This is a genomic window from Rhodococcus sp. 24CO (genome assembly GCF_050586165.1).
Classification (GTDB): Bacteria; Actinomycetota; Actinomycetes; order Mycobacteriales; family Mycobacteriaceae; genus Rhodococcus_F.
Genome location: NZ_JAZFNF010000010.1, coordinates 180,647 through 199,532 on the forward strand (window position 1 = coordinate 180,647; position 18,886 = coordinate 199,532).

General features: G+C 62.4%; 18 protein-coding genes. 4 read left to right on the forward strand and 14 right to left on the reverse strand.

Translation table 11 applies throughout. From position 1 onward, the window contains the following. Nucleotides 1–14: 14 nt before the first annotated feature. Together V2B23_RS24925 and V2B23_RS24930 are read left to right on the forward strand one after the other, a co-directional pair. On the forward strand, nucleotides 15–1,145 hold the full coding sequence (locus V2B23_RS24925; protein ID WP_430952752.1) for a lipase family protein: 1,131 nt from the start codon (nucleotides 15–17) through the stop codon (nucleotides 1,143–1,145). A gap of 35 nt (nucleotides 1,146–1,180) precedes the next feature. After that, the gene (locus V2B23_RS24930) at nucleotides 1,181–1,303 is read left to right on the forward strand and encodes a hypothetical protein (protein WP_430952753.1); all 123 of its coding nucleotides are present in this window, start codon (nucleotides 1,181–1,183) and stop codon (nucleotides 1,301–1,303) included. A gap of 246 nt (nucleotides 1,304–1,549) precedes the next feature. Here the strand turns inward: V2B23_RS24930 and V2B23_RS24935 are convergent, their stop codons facing one another. The 3 genes from V2B23_RS24935 to V2B23_RS24945 form a co-directional block, all read right to left on the reverse strand. After that, nucleotides 1,550–1,690 carry a hypothetical protein gene (locus V2B23_RS24935; RefSeq protein ID WP_430952754.1) on the reverse strand — a complete coding sequence of 47 codons (141 nt, stop codon included), beginning with the start codon at nucleotides 1,688–1,690 and terminating at the stop codon, nucleotides 1,550–1,552. Next, on the reverse strand, nucleotides 1,666–4,998 hold the full coding sequence (locus V2B23_RS24940; protein ID WP_430952755.1) for a protein kinase domain-containing protein: 3,333 nt from the start codon (nucleotides 4,996–4,998) through the stop codon (nucleotides 1,666–1,668). The genes V2B23_RS24935 and V2B23_RS24940 overlap by 25 nt, the downstream gene beginning before the upstream one ends. A 126-nt stretch (nucleotides 4,999–5,124) precedes the next feature. Next, complete coding sequence (locus V2B23_RS24945; RefSeq protein WP_430952813.1) at nucleotides 5,125–6,606, reverse strand: flavin-containing monooxygenase; 1,482 nt, start codon at nucleotides 6,604–6,606, stop codon at nucleotides 5,125–5,127. A 53-nt stretch (nucleotides 6,607–6,659) separates the two neighbouring features. On the opposite strand from V2B23_RS24945, the gene V2B23_RS24950 reads away from it, so the two are divergent. Next, the gene (locus tag V2B23_RS24950) at nucleotides 6,660–7,313 is read left to right on the forward strand and encodes a TetR/AcrR family transcriptional regulator (protein ID WP_430952756.1); all 654 of its coding nucleotides are present in this window, start codon (nucleotides 6,660–6,662) and stop codon (nucleotides 7,311–7,313) included. Here the strand turns inward: V2B23_RS24950 and hisF are convergent. Genes hisF through hisD form a run of 11 tightly spaced genes read right to left on the reverse strand, consistent with a single transcriptional unit; the run spans nucleotide 7,310 to nucleotide 15,322 of the window. After that, complete coding sequence (gene hisF, locus V2B23_RS24955; RefSeq protein WP_033230908.1) at nucleotides 7,310–8,083, reverse strand: imidazole glycerol phosphate synthase subunit HisF; 774 nt, start codon at nucleotides 8,081–8,083, stop codon at nucleotides 7,310–7,312. The genes V2B23_RS24950 and hisF overlap by 4 nt on opposite strands. Further along, nucleotides 8,080–8,913 (reverse strand): inositol monophosphatase family protein, encoded by an 834-nt coding sequence (locus V2B23_RS24960; protein ID WP_430952757.1) that lies wholly within the window; start codon nucleotides 8,911–8,913, stop codon nucleotides 8,080–8,082. Before V2B23_RS24960 ends, hisF begins: the two co-directional genes overlap by 4 nt. Before the next feature lie 9 nt (nucleotides 8,914–8,922). Further along, nucleotides 8,923–9,657 (reverse strand): bifunctional 1-(5-phosphoribosyl)-5-((5-phosphoribosylamino)methylideneamino)imidazole-4-carboxamide isomerase/phosphoribosylanthranilate isomerase PriA, encoded by a 735-nt coding sequence (gene priA, locus V2B23_RS24965; protein ID WP_045070169.1) that lies wholly within the window; start codon nucleotides 9,655–9,657, stop codon nucleotides 8,923–8,925. A 19-nt stretch (nucleotides 9,658–9,676) separates the two neighbouring features. Then, nucleotides 9,677–9,940: a hypothetical protein gene (locus tag V2B23_RS24970; protein ID WP_430952758.1), complete on the reverse strand. Its 264-nt coding sequence runs from the start codon at nucleotides 9,938–9,940 to the stop codon at nucleotides 9,677–9,679. Beyond that, nucleotides 9,937–10,572, reverse strand: a complete 636-nt coding sequence (gene hisH / locus V2B23_RS24975) for an imidazole glycerol phosphate synthase subunit HisH (protein ID WP_430952759.1) — start codon at nucleotides 10,570–10,572, stop codon at nucleotides 9,937–9,939. Before hisH ends, V2B23_RS24970 begins: the two co-directional genes overlap by 4 nt. Nucleotides 10,573–10,609: 37 nt before the next feature. Next, nucleotides 10,610–10,906 (reverse strand): DUF2470 domain-containing protein, encoded by a 297-nt coding sequence (locus tag V2B23_RS24980; RefSeq protein ID WP_430952760.1) that lies wholly within the window; start codon nucleotides 10,904–10,906, stop codon nucleotides 10,610–10,612. Continuing rightward, the gene (locus V2B23_RS24985) at nucleotides 10,893–12,110 is read right to left on the reverse strand and encodes an MFS transporter (RefSeq protein WP_430952761.1); all 1,218 of its coding nucleotides are present in this window, start codon (nucleotides 12,108–12,110) and stop codon (nucleotides 10,893–10,895) included. The genes V2B23_RS24980 and V2B23_RS24985 overlap by 14 nt, the downstream gene beginning before the upstream one ends. Next, nucleotides 12,110–12,259 (reverse strand): hypothetical protein, encoded by a 150-nt coding sequence (locus tag V2B23_RS24990; protein WP_430952762.1) that lies wholly within the window; start codon nucleotides 12,257–12,259, stop codon nucleotides 12,110–12,112. The genes V2B23_RS24985 and V2B23_RS24990 overlap by 1 nt, the downstream gene beginning before the upstream one ends. Further along, nucleotides 12,256–12,870, reverse strand: a complete 615-nt coding sequence (gene hisB / locus V2B23_RS24995) for an imidazoleglycerol-phosphate dehydratase HisB (RefSeq protein WP_430952763.1) — start codon at nucleotides 12,868–12,870, stop codon at nucleotides 12,256–12,258. Before hisB ends, V2B23_RS24990 begins: the two co-directional genes overlap by 4 nt. Further along, on the reverse strand, nucleotides 12,867–14,003 hold the full coding sequence (locus tag V2B23_RS25000; protein ID WP_430952764.1) for a histidinol-phosphate transaminase: 1,137 nt from the start codon (nucleotides 14,001–14,003) through the stop codon (nucleotides 12,867–12,869). Before V2B23_RS25000 ends, hisB begins: the two co-directional genes overlap by 4 nt. After that, nucleotides 14,000–15,322: a histidinol dehydrogenase gene (gene hisD, locus V2B23_RS25005; RefSeq protein WP_430952765.1), complete on the reverse strand. Its 1,323-nt coding sequence runs from the start codon at nucleotides 15,320–15,322 to the stop codon at nucleotides 14,000–14,002. Before hisD ends, V2B23_RS25000 begins: the two co-directional genes overlap by 4 nt. Before the next feature lie 337 nt (nucleotides 15,323–15,659). Here hisD and V2B23_RS25010 point away from each other — a divergent pair, with 337 nt between their 5' ends. Then, nucleotides 15,660–18,848 carry an arabinosyltransferase domain-containing protein gene (locus V2B23_RS25010; RefSeq protein ID WP_430952814.1) on the forward strand — a complete coding sequence of 1,063 codons (3,189 nt, stop codon included), beginning with the start codon at nucleotides 15,660–15,662 and terminating at the stop codon, nucleotides 18,846–18,848. The last annotated feature ends 38 nt before the right edge of the window (nucleotides 18,849–18,886 follow it).

The window sequence follows — 18,886 nt, forward strand, 5'->3', positions numbered from 1 at the left end:
CCGGGAGCGGTGCAATGATCCGACGACGAATCGGCCAAGCATTGATGGTGATCGCGCTCACCTCCGCGGTCCTCTCGACCGCGCCCGCCCAGGCGCAGGTACCGTCGCCAGCCACGGCGCCGGGCACAGTGACCGCGACAGATTCCCTGCCACAATCCTTCTGGATCCCCGGCGCCGTCAACGGATCAAAGCTCACCTATTGGTCCACCGGACCGCTCCGCCGGCCGGCGTTGAGTACCGGCGCGCTCTTCCTCCCCGCCGGTGATCCACCCGAAGGCGGCTGGCCGGTGATCTCGTGGGCCCACGGCACCGTAGGTATTTCCGACGAGTGCGCTCCCACCGTGACCGGGACCGTCGGCAGTCCATACCTCACGAACTGGCTCTCGCAGGGCTACGCAATCGTCGCGACCGACTACGTGGGGCTCGGCACCCCGGGAATCCACCCGTACCTGGACGGACCGTCTCAGGCGCACAGCATGATCGACATGGTGCGTGCTGCGCGTGCGATCGAACCGTCGCTCTCACCGCAATGGGTGGCACTCGGACAGTCTCAGGGCGGGCAGTCCGCGATGGTCACGGCAGCGATCGCGACACGATACGCACCCGAACTGGACTACCGCGGCGCGGTCGCAACCGGGGCGCCGTCGAATCTGGAGAACCTCGCACCACTCCTGGGGCCGGACTTTCCCCGATTGCCACTGACCGGCAGCACCGTGTTCGTCTCGTACATCCTGGCCGGACTCCGGGCAGCGCGACCCGATCTCGACATCGATCGATACCTGACACCGCGCGGCACCGATACCCTGACCCGAGCCGAAACCGACTGCTACCAGGAAATGGCATCGGACCTCGGCGACGTCACGATCGGCGATCTGGTGAACCGACCGCTCGACGATCCCGCACTGCTCACCGCTGCTCGCGGCATGCTCGAGATCCCCACGACCGGATACGACCGGCCCGTCTTCCTCGGGCAGGGGCTGACGGACGAGATGGTGCCGGCGCCGCTGGCGTTGAAACTCGCGGCTGAACTCGCCGCCAACCGCCAGCCAGTCACATTCCGCACGTACCCGACGGGGCATATCGAGACGATGCGGGCCGCACTCCCCGAGAGTCTCTCCTTCGTCCGGAACCTTTTCCAGCCGTAGATCGGTAGATGCTCAGCGCGGGGCCAGGTTCTTCAGTGCCAGAACAAGCCGAGTACACGACCGTCTCCCCCGACGGTTCCCACCACAGTGGTCGGACGTTGGACAGTCCGGAGATATCCATCATGACCTCGTCGGTGTCGACGGTCAGCGGGACATAGGTCTGGTAAATCTTATTGTCGGAGGGATAAGTGTTGACGACGGCTCCGCCGCTGAGAATACCGGCGTCCCAAGTATTGTCGCCATTGACCCAAATGCTGTGCGCAGGTATGTAAACGCGTTGCTGCTCGAACAACCGGTTACGGCCGGGCTGGGAGCGGACCGGCGTTACCCATCGCTTCGGCAAGCGAGTCGGACGGCGCGAGCACCTTCGGGAGCCGCTGCTCGCGCTGGGCAAACGTGCGAGCTCACAGGCGCAGGTTCGTTGTACGGGGCATATCGACGGCGAGGACCACGAAGTCGATGATCCGAGTGCCAGGCTGATCAACTTCACACTCGACGATGTGGACCGCGGTCTCCAGCACTACGAGGGCTGCTCCAACTCCCATGCCGCGAGTTGTGAGCGTGAGGTGAAACCGAGTTTCGTCAGAATGTGCTCGATGTGCCGTTGAGTGCTCCGAACCGAGATGGCGAGCCTATCCGCGATGGCTTTGTTATCCAGACCAACAGCGACGAGGTCGGCAACCTGTTGTTCGCGCACACTCAATCCGGCCGTCTGGCCGGTAGCCGGCGGATTCTCTTGCAGCGCAAAGGCTACGGACTCGTGAAAATCCAGGGAGTGCCCTTGATCCCGGGCACTGCGAAAAGCCTGGCCGCCAAGCGCACGAAGGGTTTCCTGCTCGCACCGCAGTCGATAGTTTCCCAAGCTCGGGAACAGAACCGGAGAACTGTTCACCATGTCGACGATCGCTTCGGCGGCACCCATCAGGACAACGGCGCGACGTTCGTCGTGTTCGGCGCCGGCAATCCATGCAAGCGCGTCCAGGCACACGGTTGCGGTGAGCGGTTCCTCGACGCGTTCGGCGATACGCAATGCTTGTTTGACAAGGTCCGCCGCGTAGGCGAAATCTCCTTGCCGCCAGACTGCGACACCCATCGACCACAACGAGTACGACCGGTACACAGATTCGCCGGTCCGCTGCGTGATCGCCAGAACCTGCTCGTGGCACGAGATGGACCGGTCCGTCTCACCGTTGGCTTCGTACGCCATCCCGAGGGTGTTCAGAATCCAGACCCGCAACGCGAGGTCGTCCCCGGTTCCTACCAGGTCCAATGCCTTCCGGAGGTAGTCGCACGCGCGAGTAGTGTCCCCGAGAAACAGTTCGAGGCAACCCCGCGCTTGGATCACCCTGGCCTGCGAGGTCCACTCGTCGAGATGCTCGGACAAGTCGAGATGATCGAACACATCCAACTTTTCGGACAACTCGACTGCTTCGGCAACACGTGCCGCCGCGACATCGAGCGCACCCTGGATTTCGGCGAGAACACTACTGGCACATAGGGCTTTGATTCTATCGACGGTCGGATGCTCGACATCGATGTCCAAGAGGTGATCGAGCCAATAGCGCCCCTCGCTGAAGAGTCCACGCGAGAGCCAGAACGGGAAGAGCGCGCCGGCGATCTGCAGCCCGAGGCAGTCGTCACTGTGCGTCGACTCCGCGTAATCCATCGCCTCGCGGAGATTTGATTGTTCTCTCCCTAATCGATCGATCCAGTCTTTTTGCCGGGCACTGATCCATTCGGTTTCCGCTTCCAGCACCATCTTTCGGTACCAGTCACGATGTTGCCGCCGCAACGAACCGTAGTCGCCGGATTCTTCCGCTTTCTCTCGGCCGTAATCATGGAGCGTATCGAGCATCCGGAAACGCACGACGGTTTCCGATTCTTCTCGAATCAGGATCGACTTGTCGACCAGCGAGGCCATTCCGTCGAGCAGCTCGTCTGCACTGTGATCCCCGCAGCAAATGCTTTCCACTGCATCGAGTTCGAAACCACCGGCAAAAACGGATAGCCTCGCCCACAACTGTTGTTCCCATCTCGTGCAAAGGTCGTAACTCCAGTCGATGCACAATCTCGAGGTCTGTTGGCGGGACGGCGCATTGCGGCTACCCAGTGTGAGTAACTTGAACCGGTCGGTCAGCCGATCCAGGATCTGTTCTACAGACATCGAACGCAATCGAGCCGCAGCCAATTCGATGGGTAGGGGCAAGCCGTCGAGTCGCTGACAAATCCGCGCAACCGTGACCTTGTTCCCCTCAGTCAGCTCGAATCCAGGTAACGCCGCTGCGGCCCGATCGGTAAACAACGTGATCGCGTCGAATCGAGACAAACCGTGAAGCGACGTTTCGAGGTCGGGGGCGGGCACGGACAACGGCGGCACTCGAAGAACAGCCTCGCCACCGATACCGAGCGGTTCACGACTGGTTGCGAGGATACGAAGTTCCGGACACACGCGCAGAAGAAACGTGACCAGATCGGCTACTGCATCAACCAGGTGTTCGCAGTTGTCCAGCAAAAGCAGCACATTCCGGTTGGCCAAAAAATCAGCCAATACGTCGTCGAGCGGGTCGGTTCGGTCTCTGATCCCGAGCGAAGACGCAACAAGATCGGCAAGCAACGACGCATCCTGAAGTTCGCCAAGTTCGGCTACCGACACTCCGTCGTCGAACTTCTGTCGCAGATCCGCAGCAACTCTGACCGCCAGCCGTGTCTTTCCCACGCCACCCACACCCGTCAACGTGACCAGCCGGGATTCGAGAATCTTCGCTTTGGTTTCAGTCAGCTCTCGCCGCCGACCGATGAAGCTGGTCAATTCCAACGGCAAATTGCCGGAAGGCGGCGGAGACACAGTGGTCGCAGACGAGCCCGCATATCTGACGAGGACATCACCATCTGACGTACCGGGCTTCTGCTGACTTTCCTCACCCGCCTCGGTTGCCAACAGCGCCATATCGGTTACGGGAAAGCCTTTGGAAGACTGAATTTTTCGAAGCTCTTCGCCGAATTCGCGGGCCGAAGAAGTCCGCCGAAGTGGATCGGCATTCATCGCAAGCTCGATGGCAGCAGACATCCCTTCCGAAATTCCCAGTTCGCGGAGGTCTGGAATCGGCTCGGTCGTGATACGCAAGAACTGTGCGATCAATTCCTCGCCGCTGCGACGTTGGAATGCCGCGTGCCCGGACACAGCGCAGAACAATGTTGCACCGAGGCCGTAAATATCTCCCGCAACACTGGGCGGCTCTCCGCTGAGAATTTCGGGTGCCGTGAACGCCGGTGATCCCGTCACGGTACCGGTAGAGGTTTCGAACCCGCCCGCAATGTGCGCGATACCGAAGTCCGTGATCGCCGGCTCGCCGTAGTCGGTGAACAGGATGTTTGCCGGTTTGACGTCTCGGTGAAGAATCCCGAGTCGATGAGCACTTTCGAGGGCGCCGGCTATTTTCACTCCAAGTCGAAGTGTCTCGCTCAGCGACAGCGGACCGGTCGAACGAATTCGTGTCTCCAGAGATCCTCTCGGGTGATACGGCATCACGATGTACGGGTGACCGCTTGCCGTTGTGCCGACGTGCAAAACGTTGACGATGTTCGGATGGCCGGTCAGCCGCCCCATCACGTGTTGTTCACGGACGAAGCGAGCATCGTTTTCCTGTTCAACACTCGCGGTGAGAACCTTGACGGCAACGATGCGATCCAAGCGCGGCTGCGAACAGCAATAGACGACGCCGAAGCCTCCACGCCCGATCTCGCGGGCGTCCTCCAGCCCCGACATCTCCAGTTCGGAGACGACGTTCGAAGTGTCGTACGCCGTGCTGAACGGATCAGCACGCTGCGTACCAAACGGATCGATTTCCGACATCAACCTTGCACCAACCAGCCCTCCCCGAGGATTCGTTGGCACTGATCTCGAGAAGTCCAAAATCAGGATATCCCTTTTTGCCGCTACGCACCGCCGCCCGCCACCAGGAATCAAGCCCAGGAAAGATCAGGAGATCGAATAGTCCTCGAGAGGAAAGCGCTTCGCCTCGACAAATGCGTTGCGCGTCGATGTGGGCCGCAGGATTGCCGCCTCACCGTGCTGATTGAAGTAGTAGCTTCGCGCGGTCTGGCAACTACCGCCGTAGAAAACGGAGTCCGCCAGGTTTTCGGTCATTCGGTCGAGAAACTCGGCATTGGCTGCCTCGGTGACCTCGAAGGTGTCGGCTCCTCGTCGCTTCAATTCACCGAACAGTCGCTCCATGTGCTGCATCTGCGATTCGATGGTCGTGAAGTAGGACAGTCCGCTGTACGAATAAGGACTAGCGAGGGTGAGAAAGTTGGGGAAATGCGGAACCGACACTCCCTCATATGCCTGGAAACGGTTGTCACGCCACCACTTTCCGAGATTTCTGCCCTCCCGGCCGATCACCTCGATCGCCGGGAAGTTGACGTCCCACAGATTGAACCCGGTGGCCAACACCAGAGTGTCGATCTCGGTCTTACGTCCGTCGACGGTGACGATACCGTCGGCGGCGATGTGGTCGATCGACGTCGTCTCGAGGTGAACGTTACGTTTGGTGAATGTACGGAAGTAGCTGTTGGAAAAGGTAGGTCGCTTGCATCCGAAGTCGTAGTCCGGAGTGAGTTGCTTGCGGAGCGCAGCGTCGCGGACCTGAGACCGCAGGAATGCGCGCGATGCTGCTGCGGCACCCTTGTTGATCAGCTTGACCTGCTTGTAGTGCAAAACAGCGCTCACCATGATCATTTCCAGAATTCCGGAACTGACTGCGCGTGCGATCCGCTGAGTCAACGGAATTCGAGAGAAGAGTTTCTGGACTGCCGACGGAATGGGGACGTCGAGTTTGGGAACAACCCAGATAGGTGTGCGTTGGTACACGGTCAGATCCGCGGCTTGACGCGCAACTTCTGGAATGAGTTGCACTGCAGTAGCGCCGGTTCCGATGATTGCCGTCTTCGTACCGGCAAGATCGTAGGAATCGTCCCACGCCGTGGTGTGAATGATCTTGCCCGCAAATTCGTCGATGCCGGAGATGTCCGGCCGATGCGGCTGAGAGAGAAAACCTGTCGCCGTCAGTAGATAGGTCGCAGTGATCTCAGGCTGCCCGTCCACGGACACCACCCAGTGCGCCTCGTCCTCGTCCCACCGCGCGCCGTTCACCACGGCGCCGAACGTCATATGGCGTCGTAGGTCGTACTTGTCCGCGACATGGTCGGCATACTTCTTCAATTCCGCGCCCGGCGCAAAGAGCCTCGACCAGTGCGGATTGGGCTCGAACGAATACGAGTAGGTGACCGACGCGATGTCGACCGCCAACCCGGGATAGCGATTGACGTGCCACGTTCCGCCCAGATCATCCTCGCGCTCGAGGATCGCCAGGTTGTTCAGGCCCAACCGCTTGAGTTGAATGGCCGCACCCATTCCGCCGAAGCCCGCCCCCACCACAACTGCGTCGTACTGCACTGCCATCAGATTGAATCCCCTCGTGAACCGCACATCAGAAACTGACACGTCATTCCGTTATGGAAAACGGTATCATCTTCAGGGTGACGAAGGCCATAACCCGAGCGGAGCGAAAAAAGGCGGAACTACGCCGCGAGATCATCGACGCATCATTCGAGTGTTTTGCCCAACGTGGCTACCACGCCACCGGGATCGCTGATATTGCAACAACTCTCGGAATCGGCCACGGCACGTTCTATCGATACTTCGAGAACAAACGCGACATCATCGATCACGTGATCGACGATCTGATCGCCAAAATCATCGGCGCACTCGCCACCGACAACGCGCCGGACGCAGCCAACACCTTGGACGAATACCGAGCTCAGGTGGCACGCATCGCGGACGCACTCCCCCGCATCTTCTTCGACGACCCACGGATCCCGCGGGTGCTGCTCTTCGAGACAACGGGGGTCGACGCCGACCTGACGGGCCGGATGCTCGATCTACTCGACCAGGCCGCCGCACTGACTGCAGGATATCTCCGTCACGGCGTCGAGTGCGGATACCTCCGCGCCGACCTCGACATTGCAAACACGGCCAAGGCTGTCAACGGCATGATGCTGGCCAGCGGCATACAGGGGCTGCGAGCGGAGTCGTCCGTGGACTGCAACGCCCTCAATCAGGCGATCACCCGGATGATGTTCGACGGAATCCGAGCAGAAAACGCCTAGCGGACAACAATCCCCTCGGCGCGCATGGCGTCCTTCACCTGCGGGATGCTCAGATCGCCGAAGTGGAACACGCTCGCCGCGAGGACTGCGTCGGCGCCCGCTTCGACGGCCGGCGCAAAATGCTCGACCAGACCGGCGCCGCCGCTGGCGATGACGGGAACGTGAACAGCGGCGCGGACCGCGCGGATCATCAGCAGATCGAAACCGGCCTTGGTGCCGTCGGCGTCCATGGAATTGAGCAGGATCTCGCCGACGCCCAACTCTGCGCCGCGCTCGGCCCACTCGACCGCGTCGATGCCGGTTCCGCGCTTGCCACCGTGCGTCGTGACCTCCCAGCCGGACGGTGTGTCCGGCTGGCCCTGCGGAACCGTCCTTGCGTCGACCGAGAGGACGATGCACTGCGAACCGAAACGCTCACTCAATTCCTTGAGCAGTTCAGGACGTGCGATGGCTGCGGTGTTGACACTGACCTTGTCGGCCCCGGCCCGCAGCAGACGGTCGACGTCCTCGACCGTGCGCACACCGCCGCCCACCGTCAGCGGAATGAAAACCTGCTCGGCAGTACGACTTACGACGTCGAGCATCGTGCCACGATCAGACGTCGACGCGGTGACGTCCAGGAAGGTCAGCTCGTCGGCGCCTTGGGCGTCGTACGCAGCGGCCAGTTCGACCGGATCGCCCGCGTCGCGAAGGTTCTCGAAATTGACACCCTTGACCACTCGTCCGGCATCGACGTCCAGGCACGGAATCACACGAACTGCGAGGGTCATGACGTTGGTCCTCCTGAGGACGAAGCGCGCGGATCACCGAGCGATGTAAGGATGTCGAGAATTTCACCGTGAACACCGGGAGCGGCAGCAAGTACCGAATCCGATTCTACGGTCCACGGATTGCCGGCGAGGTCGGTGACCACCCCACCTGCCGCGCGGACAAGCGCTACCCCCGCCGCGTTGTCCCACGCATTGTGCCCGTAGACGATCGCGCCGCCCAAGATTCCTGCCGCGGTGAAGGCCAGATCAACCCCGGTGCTGCCGTGGATTCGGATCCGGGAAGACACCTTGCTGATTTCAGCCAGCACCTCGAGGCGATAGCTGCCGGGAATTCGTCCACGACTGTTCGCGTTCAGCGCACCCATCGCGACGATCGACGACGCCAGATCAGTGGACTCCAAAGGCGATACGGCGACGCCGTTCACAAACAACGGGCCACCGGCCTTCGCCGCATAGGTATGCCCGATCAACGGCAACCAGGTCAATCCCAGGACCGGAACGCCGTCGTCGAGTAATGCCAGCAGCGTTCCGGCTTGCGGTAGCCCGGCCGAGTAGTTGAACGTGCCGTCGACAGGATCGAGAACCCAGACGAGCCCGGAATCGATGTCGGGCCCGCCGAACTCCTCGCCGTGCACCTCAATCCCGGTGCGATCGAACAACTCCGAGGACAACCGCTTCTCGAGCGCGAGGTCCACCTCGGTGGCAAAATCGGCCCAGCCCTTACGGACTGCGCTCGGCGAGCCCACACCGGCAACGAACTGATCGTGAACGCCGTCGAGCAGCCCACCGGCAATCGCGAGGAGTTCGTCGAGGTCACGCGGCGGGGTCATCAAGCGAATCTAACCGGAAACTGCGGCAAGTGCTTCAGGAAGGGTGAAGCGGCCGGCGTACAGCGCCTTGCCGACAATCGCGCCTTCGACGCCCTGATCCACGAGGCTGGAGATAGCCAGCAAATCGTCGATGGTCGAAACGCCACCGGACGCGACAACGTGCGCGTCGGTCACAGCGCACACCTGGCTCAGAAGTTCGAGATTGGGACCGGTGAGGGTTCCGTCCTTGGATACGTCGGTGACGACGTAACGCGTGCAGCCGTCACGGTCCAGACGAGCGAGGGTTTCCCAGAGGTCTCCACCGTCGGTGACCCAGCCGCGACCGCGGGTGCGGTACTGGCCGTCGACCAGACGCACATCGAGGCCGACGGCAATCTTGTCGCCGTACTTGGCCAATGCGCGGGCGCACCACTCGGGATCTTCGATGGCAGCGGTACCGAGGTTGACGCGAGCACAGCCGGTGGCCAGTGCAGCTTCGAGGGAGGCGTCGTCACGGATTCCACCGGACAGTTCGACCTTGACCGTCAGATCGCCGATGACGCCGGCCAGTAGTTCGCTGTTGGATCCGCGACCGAAGGCGGCGTCGAGGTCGACAAGATGTACCCATTCGGCACCGTCGTTCTGCCACGCAAGGGCGGCGTCGCGGGGCGACCCGTAACCGGTCTCACTTCCCGCCTCTCCTTGCACGAGGCGAACAGCTTCACCGTTGACAACATCCACAGCAGGCAAAAGGACCAGGCTCACGTGCGATAACCCTAGTCGGTCAGGACCCGGAACCGTGTGTCGGGTCTTGATCACCGTCGCCGAAGGCATTTCGCGTCATCCGCTTCGACACGACGCCCATGGCAGCTATCGCCGCGGCAACCCCGATGAGGCCGATCACGAGCCCTACGACAGGCGTCGGATCCACCAGAACGACGACCATCGTCGTGACTGCCAGAACAGCCACGGTGGCGCCGAGCGAGAACAGCGCAAGACGAGCCAACGAGAAGTTGTCTCCGCTGTACTTGCCGGAAGGTCCGGTCACAAACTCTGCACCCAGTTGCTCAGCAATTCAGCACCCGCATCGCCCGACTTCTCAGGGTGGAACTGCGTTGCGGACAGCGCACCGTTCTCGACGGCAGCGAGGAACTTTCCGCCGTGATCGGCCCACGTGAGTTTGGGAGCAGCGATGTGCTCGGACGGCGGCAGTTCCCAGTTCTGGACACCGTACGAGTGCACGAAGTAGAAGCGAGTGTCGGCGTCGATGCCCTTGAACAGGGTGCTGGACTCGGGTGCTTCGACAGTGTTCCAGCCCATGTGCGGCAACACATCGGCCTTCAAGCGCTCGACAGTGCCGGGCCATTCGCCACAGCCCTCGGCTTCGACACCGAACTCGACGCCGCGGTCGAACAGGATCTGCATGCCGACGCAGATGCCCAGAACGGGCCGTCCACCCGCAAGGCGCTGACCGATGATCCGCTCACCCCGAACCTCACGCAGGCCCTCCATGCACGCCGCAAAAGCGCCGACGCCGGGAACGACCAGGCCGTCGGCCGCCAGCGCCACCTTGGGATCACTGGTTACCTCCACGTGTGCGCCGGTGCGCGCCAATGCGCGGGTGGCCGAATGCAGGTTGCCGGAGCCGTAGTCGAGGACGGCAATCGTGGAAGCGCTCATGCCACAACTCTATCGGGCACGCTTGACGCTGCTGCGATCAGTGCTCAGGCCTCGCGACGCCAAGTTTGTTGTACGCGTCCATGCACAGAGCAACTACTTGTGTCCGGATGGCGGCGCGGTCCACGGCCGGCTCGGGCCACTCGACCTTCACGAGCTTTTCCGTCCCGTCGACATCGGCAACCCACTCGCCCGCAACCGAATCGAGGCCAACCATTCGCGCACTGGTTGCGGTCGGCTCCGCGAATGCCCGAACGATCATCAGGTTGTCGCTCGTGTGATCCGCATTCATATGAGCGGTCACACCGGCGATAACCGTCTCGTCAAAGGTTGTCATAACTCCGGATCTTAGAACTTGTGCCGTGGTTGTCCGGTTTCGGATCGCCCCGCCGGCCGATCAATGTGCCGGCCGCAGCGAGTGCCGGGACCACCACGACGACAACTGCCGAGACGACGAATACCCACGTGTATCCCGATGCCGATGCCACAAATCCCAGTGCAATCGCACCTATTCCAGTGCCGGCGTCGTATGCAATGTTCCAGATCGCGCTGGCCGATCCGACGCGTTTCGGCCCTGCTGCCGAAAAGGCCATGACCAAGGATTCATTCTGCACACCACCGAATCCGAACCCGAAAAGCACTGCAGCACAGATCAACACCACAGTCGCACCGTCGTCGACGCTCAGGGCGAACAGGAGGAGACCGACTGCCGCCGACACCAAGGCCGGCGCAAGCATTTTGCCGCTGCCGAACCGATCGGAGATCAATCCAGCTGAGTATCGGCCGACCAACATGGCCCCACTGGCGGTCGCCAGCACCACGCCGGCGATCGCGGCGCGATCCGAAATTGCGATGGGCAACAGTGAGGACAAGCCGCCGAACGACGCCGACACGCACGCTAGCGCGACCACGGGCACAATAACCGTGAACACACTCACTCGCGCAGACGTGCCGGTTGGCTGAGCGCGCAATTTCGGCAAGCGGGCAATAGCGATCACAGCGAGCACCGGGATCACGGCACCCAAAACGAAGACCGGTGTGGCCGACCATCTTGCCGCTATCGCCAAACCCAGTGGCAAACCTGCCATTTGAGAGGCTGCAATCGCGATGCCCTGGGCGCCGGTAGCTCGGCCCAAGATCCGCCTGGGCGCCAATTCCGCGACCAGTGCGCCGCCTGCCACCGTGAGCAAACCGAATCCGACACCGCGCACTGCCGACACGGACAACGCCGCAATCGAATCGGAAGATATCAACAGCACCAGCGAAGGCGGCCCGAGCAGCAGGCAACCCGCAGCAAGCACAGGGCGATAGCCGCGCGTCCTCAGCAATCGCGGCACCAGCAACTGTGTCAGCACAGTAGCCGCCATGAAGACGCCCGTCACGGCCCCGGCCAAGGCGTCGGAGCCACCCGACTGCGCCACCACCAACGGAACAACCGGAAGAAGTAACGACCAGCCACCAAATGCGGCAGCCGCCATGACCAGAACACTGATCATGCCCGGGGTTCGGAGCAACCCCGGGGATGATGTGCGCTCCACCATCAGATGCGCAGTGCCCCCGCAACAGCCGCCAGAATCGCCAGCGCCAGAAGAATTCCCGACGCCAATTTGTTCACCTTGAACATCGAGTAGGCGCCGCCCACCGCGATTCCGGCGCCGATGAACAGCAGATAGGTCAAGAGGACGCTCACAGAGTGCCTTTCGTCGACGGCACGCCGCTTACGCGCGGATCCGGCTCGACTGCCTCACGCAGAGCGCGAGCAACAGCCTTGAACTCGGCCTCCGTGATGTGGTGCTGATCGCGTCCGTACAGGACCCGAACATGCAGTGCGATACGGGCATTGAGCGCGATCGACTCGAAGACGTGGCGGTTGATCACTGCGTGGTACGGAACTCCGGGGTACCCGCCGATGACGGAATGCACCATGTAATCCGGTTCCCCGGTGTGCACGCAGTACGGACGACCGGACACATCGACGGACGCATGCGCGAGGGTTTCGTCCATCGGGATGAAGCAATCACCGAAACGGCGAATGCCCTTCTTGTCTCCCAACGCCTGGCCCAAGGCCTGACCGAGAACGATGGCGGTGTCCTCGACGGTGTGGTGCGCGTCGATCTCGACATCACCGGTGGCCTGAACGCTCAGGTCGAAGCTGGCGTGTGTACCCAACGCGGTGAGCATGTGGTCGAAGAACGGAACGCCGGTGGAGACATCGACGATGCCGGTCCCGTCCAGGTTCAATTCGACGACGATGCTGGATTCTCGCGTCGTCCGTTCGATCCGCGCAATGCGATCGCTCATACCGTCTCTCCTGCATTGATGAGTTCTGTACCGGCGATCTCGTCACTGGCCTTGATGAACGCGTCGTTCTCGGCTTGGAGTCCGACAGTTGCTCGGAGGTACCCGGGGATACCGATGTCTCGGATGAGGACACCTCGGTCGAGGTACGCCTGCCACGCCTTGGCACTATCGGCGAACTGGCCGAACAGAATGAAGTTGGCATCACTGGGAATAACCCGGAAGCCGCTATCTGCCAAAGCCTTCGACACCCGGTCACGCTCGGCGGACAGTGCGTGGACGCTACCCAGGGTTTCGTCGGCGTGACGCAGGGCGGCACGTGCCGCCGCTTGCGTGACGACCGAGAGGTGATACGGCAAGCGCACCAACAACAGTGCGTCGATGAACGCGGGAGCGGCGGCGAGATATCCGAGTCGGCCACCGGCAAACGCGAACGCCTTGCTCATGGTGCGGGTGACAACCAGCTTGGCCGGGAACTCGTCGATCAGCGTCATCGCGCTCGGTGCAGCGGAGAACTCCGCGTAAGCCTCGTCGACGATCACGATGCCCGGCGCCACTTCGAGGATGCGTCGCAGCTCCGCGATGCCGACGCTGTGGCCGGTCGGGTTGTTGGGGCTGGTCACGAACACGACATCCGGTCGACGCTCCGAGATCACCGTGACGGCAGCATCGACGTCGAGTGCGAAGTCGTCCCGGCGGAACACCTCCACCCACTCGGTATCGGTACCGTCGGCGATGATCGGGTGCATCGAGTACGACGGCACAAATCCCATCGCGCTACGTCCCGGACCGGCAAAGGCCTGAAGCAGTTGCTGCAGGATCTCGTTCGATCCGTTAGCCGCCCACAGATTGTCGACGGTGACCGGAACACCCGTCTGCTTCGACAGGTAGGCAGCCAGATCCGTCCGCAGCGCCACAGCGTCGCGGTCGGGGTAACGGTGCAGTTCCTTGGCCGCTTCACGCACGGATTCAGCGACGTCGTCGATGAGCGCCTGCGTCGGCGGATGCGGGTTCTCGTTGGTGTTGAGCTGAACCGGAACCGTCAACTGCGGGGCGCCGTACGCGGACTTGCCGCGCAGGTTCTCGCGAATCGGAAGCGCGTCCACCGAAATCGACGCTCCGGGAACAGTACTCATCGCAGAGCCTCGAACCGCAGACGCACAGCCTCGCCGTGAGCCGGCAAGTCTTCCGCATTGGCAAGCGTGATGACATGTCCGGCAACGTCTTTCAATGCCGATTCGGAGTAGTCGATCACGTGGATGCCGCGCAGAAACGTCTGCACACTCAGGCCGGACGAGTGACGTGCACAGCCGGCCGTCGGCAGAACGTGGTTGGAGCCGGCGCAGTAGTCGCCGAGGCTGACTGGGGCCCATGGGCCGACGAAAACCGCTCCGGCGCTGGTGACCTGAGCTGCGACACCGGTTGCATCCTCGGTCTGAATCTCGAGGTGCTCGGCCGCGTAGGCGTTCACGACGCGCAGACCGGCGGCGACGTCCGTGACCAGAACGGTTCCGGACTGGCTTCCGGTAAGCGCGGTGTTGACGCGCTCGCGGTGTTTGGTGATCTCGAGCTGCGCAGCAAGAGCTTTGTCGACCGCGTCGGCCAATTCGACGCTGGTGGTGACGAGGACGCTGGCGGCCATGACGTCGTGCTCGGCCTGGCTGATGAGGTCGGCAGCAACGTGGACCGGGTCAGCGGTGTGGTCGGCGAGGATCGCGATCTCGGTGGGGCCGGCTTCTGCGTCGATGCCGACGAGTCCGCGGCACAGGCGCTTTGCGGCAGTGACATAGATGTTGCCCGGACCGGTGATGAGGTCGACGGGCACAAGCTCGGTTCCGTCGGTGTCGATGCCGCCGTAGGTCAGGAGGGCAACGCCCTGGCCGCCGCCGACGGCCCACACCTCGTCGACGCCGAGCATCGCTGCGGCGGCAAGAATGGTGGGGTGCGGCAATCCACCGAAATCGGCTTGCGGAGGCGAGGCGACAACAAGCGATCCGACGCCGGCAGTCTGGGCCGGGACGACGTTCATGACAACGCTGGACGGGTATACGGCGTTACCGCCGGGCACGTAGAGACCAACACGCTCGACGGGAACCCAACGCTCGGTGACGGTGCCACCCGGGACTACCTCGGTGACGGTGTCCTTGCGACGCTGATCGGCGTGCACCTTGCGCGTGCGCTCGATCGCAACCTCGAGGGCTTCCTTGACTGCAGGGTCGAGTTCGCGCAGTGCGCGTTCGAGCTCAGCTGCCGGAACGCGGACCGAAGTCGGGCGAACGCCGTCGAACTTCTCGCCGAACTCGAGAGCAGCTTCTGCGCCGCGATCGCGAACGGCCTCGACCATCGGGCGAACCTGATGCAGCACCGCGTCCACATCCACTCCACCTCGCGGAAGCGCGGCACGAAGTTCGGCCGTGGATGGGGTACGACCACGCAGGTCGGTGCGGGCAAGCATGAGAGTTCCTCTCGTACGCAAACGGGGGACCTGTGTCTCGCGGAGAGAACACAGAACTGACGTCAATTATTCAGGATAGTCGCACCGTGTTATTCACCGGTCCACCTGCGGCGCTCAGGGGCCGCACGCAGTCGTCGCGTGTGGCGCCAGTCACGGCTGACCGGCGTCGCCGGATCGAGCAAAATGCACATCCAGACATTTCGAAAGGCCTCTGTGTTTATAACAAACACGTCACGCACCGCTAGGGTCGAAAGTCGTGACAGACAGTGACGTGGCCGTGGCCGCACCTCCCAACCCGCCGATTCCACAGCGCGCCACACAGCAGACGCGCGCACGGATGGTGGCAATCGTTGCCTCCGTTCTCGGAATCCTCGCGTGTGTATCCATTCCGTTCCTGCCTATCCAGCAGGACACGGCCAGCATCAACTGGCCGCAGGCCGGTTCCACGACCAGCGTCGAATCCCCCCTCGTCTCGTACACACCGCAGCGGTTCGAGGCCTCCATTCCTTGCGCGTCGATAGCCGAGTTGGCGCCAACGGGTGGAACCCTCGTATCTACCGCGCCCGCAAGCGCCGCCGACGCGCGTCGCTACGGGTTTGTCGCAACGGTGTCCCCCGCATCGGCGGACGCACCCGCACGCGTCGACGCGATCCTGCGGGACGAGGTTGTGTTCTCGGGACCGCTGTTCTCCGAGACCCCAGGCGAACTCCCCGGCGGTTGCGCACTGACGGTGCTCGCCGAGCCCACCCGGACGACGGTCTCCGCCACCGGGTCAGAGCCACGGATTCTCGATGGTGACCACCGGCCACAAGTTGTCGGCGTGTTCAGTGACCTGAACACCGCTGCCGCCGGATTGGACGTCTCGATAGTCTCCGACTCCCGATTCACGTCGAGTCCGTCGACGATTAAAACGCTCGCCATGATTCTCGGCGCGCTGACCGCGATCATCTCGCTCGTCGCGTTGCATCGCCTCGATAATCTCGACGGCCGTCGCAGCCGCAAATTCCTGCCGACACGGTGGTGGAAATTCACCCGCGTCGACGGTGTTGTCATCGGAACATTGGTGCTGTGGCACTTCATCGGAGCCACAACCACCGACGACGGCTATCAGTTCACGATGGCCCGGGCAGCCGAGCAATCCGGGTACATGTCGAACTACTTCCGCTGGTTCGCCGTCCCGGAAACACCGTTCGGTACCCCGTACTACAACATCCTCGGACTACTCGCGCATATCAGTCCGGCAAGCCCGTGGGTCCGGCTTCCGGCCCTGGTAGCCGGCGTCGTCGCGTGGCTTGTCATCAGTCGTGAGGTCGCCCCGCGCCTCGGCGCAGCAATCCGGGGAAACCGTATTGCTCTCTGGACCGGCGCGCTCGTTTTCCTCGCATTCTGGCTCCCGTTCAACAACGGATTGCGTCCCGAACCGATTGTTGCGCTCGGTGTTCTCCTGACGTGGTGCTCGATCGAACGCGCCATCGCGACGCGTCGACTCCTGCCGGTTGCCGTCGCAATTCTGATTGCCGGGTTCACGTTGACTGCAGGTCCGTCCGGACTGATCTGCTTCGCCGCGTTGATCGCCGGCATCCGTCCCATCATCGGCATCATCGTCGAACGCGCTCGGACCACCGGTTACGTCGCGGCCGTCGGACCACTGCTCGCTGCAGGACTGTCGATCCTCATCCCCGCCTTCGGCGATCAGAGCCTGGCCGCCGTCATCGAGATGCAGCGCGTTCACTCGATCTCACCGAACGCTCCGTGGTTCGACGAATACCTGCGCTATCAATACCTGCTCAACATCTCCGTCGACGGTTCGCTGACGCGCCGCTTCGGCGTTTTTGTCATGTTCCTGTGCCTAGGTGTCTGCACCGCGATGATGCTCCGCAAAGGCGGCCGGATCCCCGGTTTGGCCGTCGGCCCGCCGCGGCGAGTTGTCGGTCTCACCATCGGCGCGTTGCCTCTGTTGATGTTCTCGCCCACCAAGTGGACTCACCATTTCGGAATCTTCGCGGGCCTGACAGCGGTTCTCGCAATGATGACGGCAGTTGCCGTCGGAACGACCCTCCTGCGTTCCCCGCGCAATCGCGCACTGTTCGCCGCAGGCGTGCTGTTCCTGCTGGCAATGGCGTTCACGGGCAGCAACGGCTACTACTACGTCTCGAGTTACAGCGTTCCGTGGTGGGACAAGCCGGTGTCGATCAGTGGGCTCGGCGCGAGCACCGTTCTCCTCGGGCTGACCGTACTGATGCTCGGAGTCGCCGCGTGGTTCTTCTTCCGCGAGCCGTACACCGTCGGCAAGGAACTGTCGCCGCGTCGCGCTCGCCTGCTGGCCATCTCACCGCTGACCGTTGCGGCCGGCGCCATGGTTCTCTTCGAAGTTCTCTCCATGTCCAAGGGCGTGATCAGCCAGTACCCGGCCTACTCGGTGGGCCGCGCAAACGTCGACGCGGTACTCGGACAACCCTGTGGCCTTGCCAACGACGTCCTGCTCGAAACTGATCCGAACGCATCGATGCTGACGCCCCTTTCCGGCGACATCGCCACCGCACTGTCATCCGGCAGCGCTACCGGATTTGATCCGAACGGCGTTGCCGGCGACCTCAGCGCCGACGAGGAAGCCACCACCACCGGTGGTGCAAACACCGTCGACAGCGACGAGACCACGGCCGGAAACTCCGCAGGAACAGGTGGTGGCGCTGGAGTGACCGGCGTCAACGGCAGTTCGGTCGCGTTGCCGTTCGGCCTCGATCCCGCCACAACTCCGGTGATGGGCAGCTACGGCCAAGCCGCACCCGGCGCTCTGACCAGCGGGTGGTATCAACTTCCCGATCTCAACGACAGCGGCTCCCGCGGCGACATCATTTCCATCGCCGCAGCGGGACGCGTCCGATCCGTCGATACCGACGGCATCGTCACCTACGGGCAGAACGTCGAGGTCGAATACGGCACCGCGCGAGGTGCCGATGACGTCGAAATCGGTGGCCGCATCGCACCCCTCGATATCGGTCCGTCACCGTCGTGGCGCAACCTTCGCGTTCCACTCGACCAGATTCCTGTGGAAGCGAACACCATTCGCCTTGTTGTCAGCGATCTCGACAGCAAGGACGATCAATGGGTGGCGGTTACTCCGCCGCGCGTACCGCAGACGCAGAAACTGCAGGACGTTGTCGGTTCCGACGCTCCCGTGATGTTGGACTGGGCTGTGGGTCTGGCCTTCCCGTGCCAACGGCCGTTCGATCATCGCGTCGGCGTTGCCGAGGTTCCCGAGTACCGCATCCTGCCCGATCACAGCGGCGCACTCGTGACCACAGCGTGGCAGGACCACTTCGGCGGTGGTCCGCTCGGATGGATCGATCTCCTCGTCAGTGCGCAGACCATACCGTCGTATCTCGACAACGACTGGGATCGCGACTGGGGATCGATCGAGAAATACACGCGTCTGGATTCGGCGGCGGTACCCGCGGAACTCGACGAATCCCGTGTGCAACGTTCGGGTATGTGGACTCCCGGTCCGATGACGATTGAATTCTGATCCTGCAAAAGCCACATTTCTGGACACCTGTATGACTT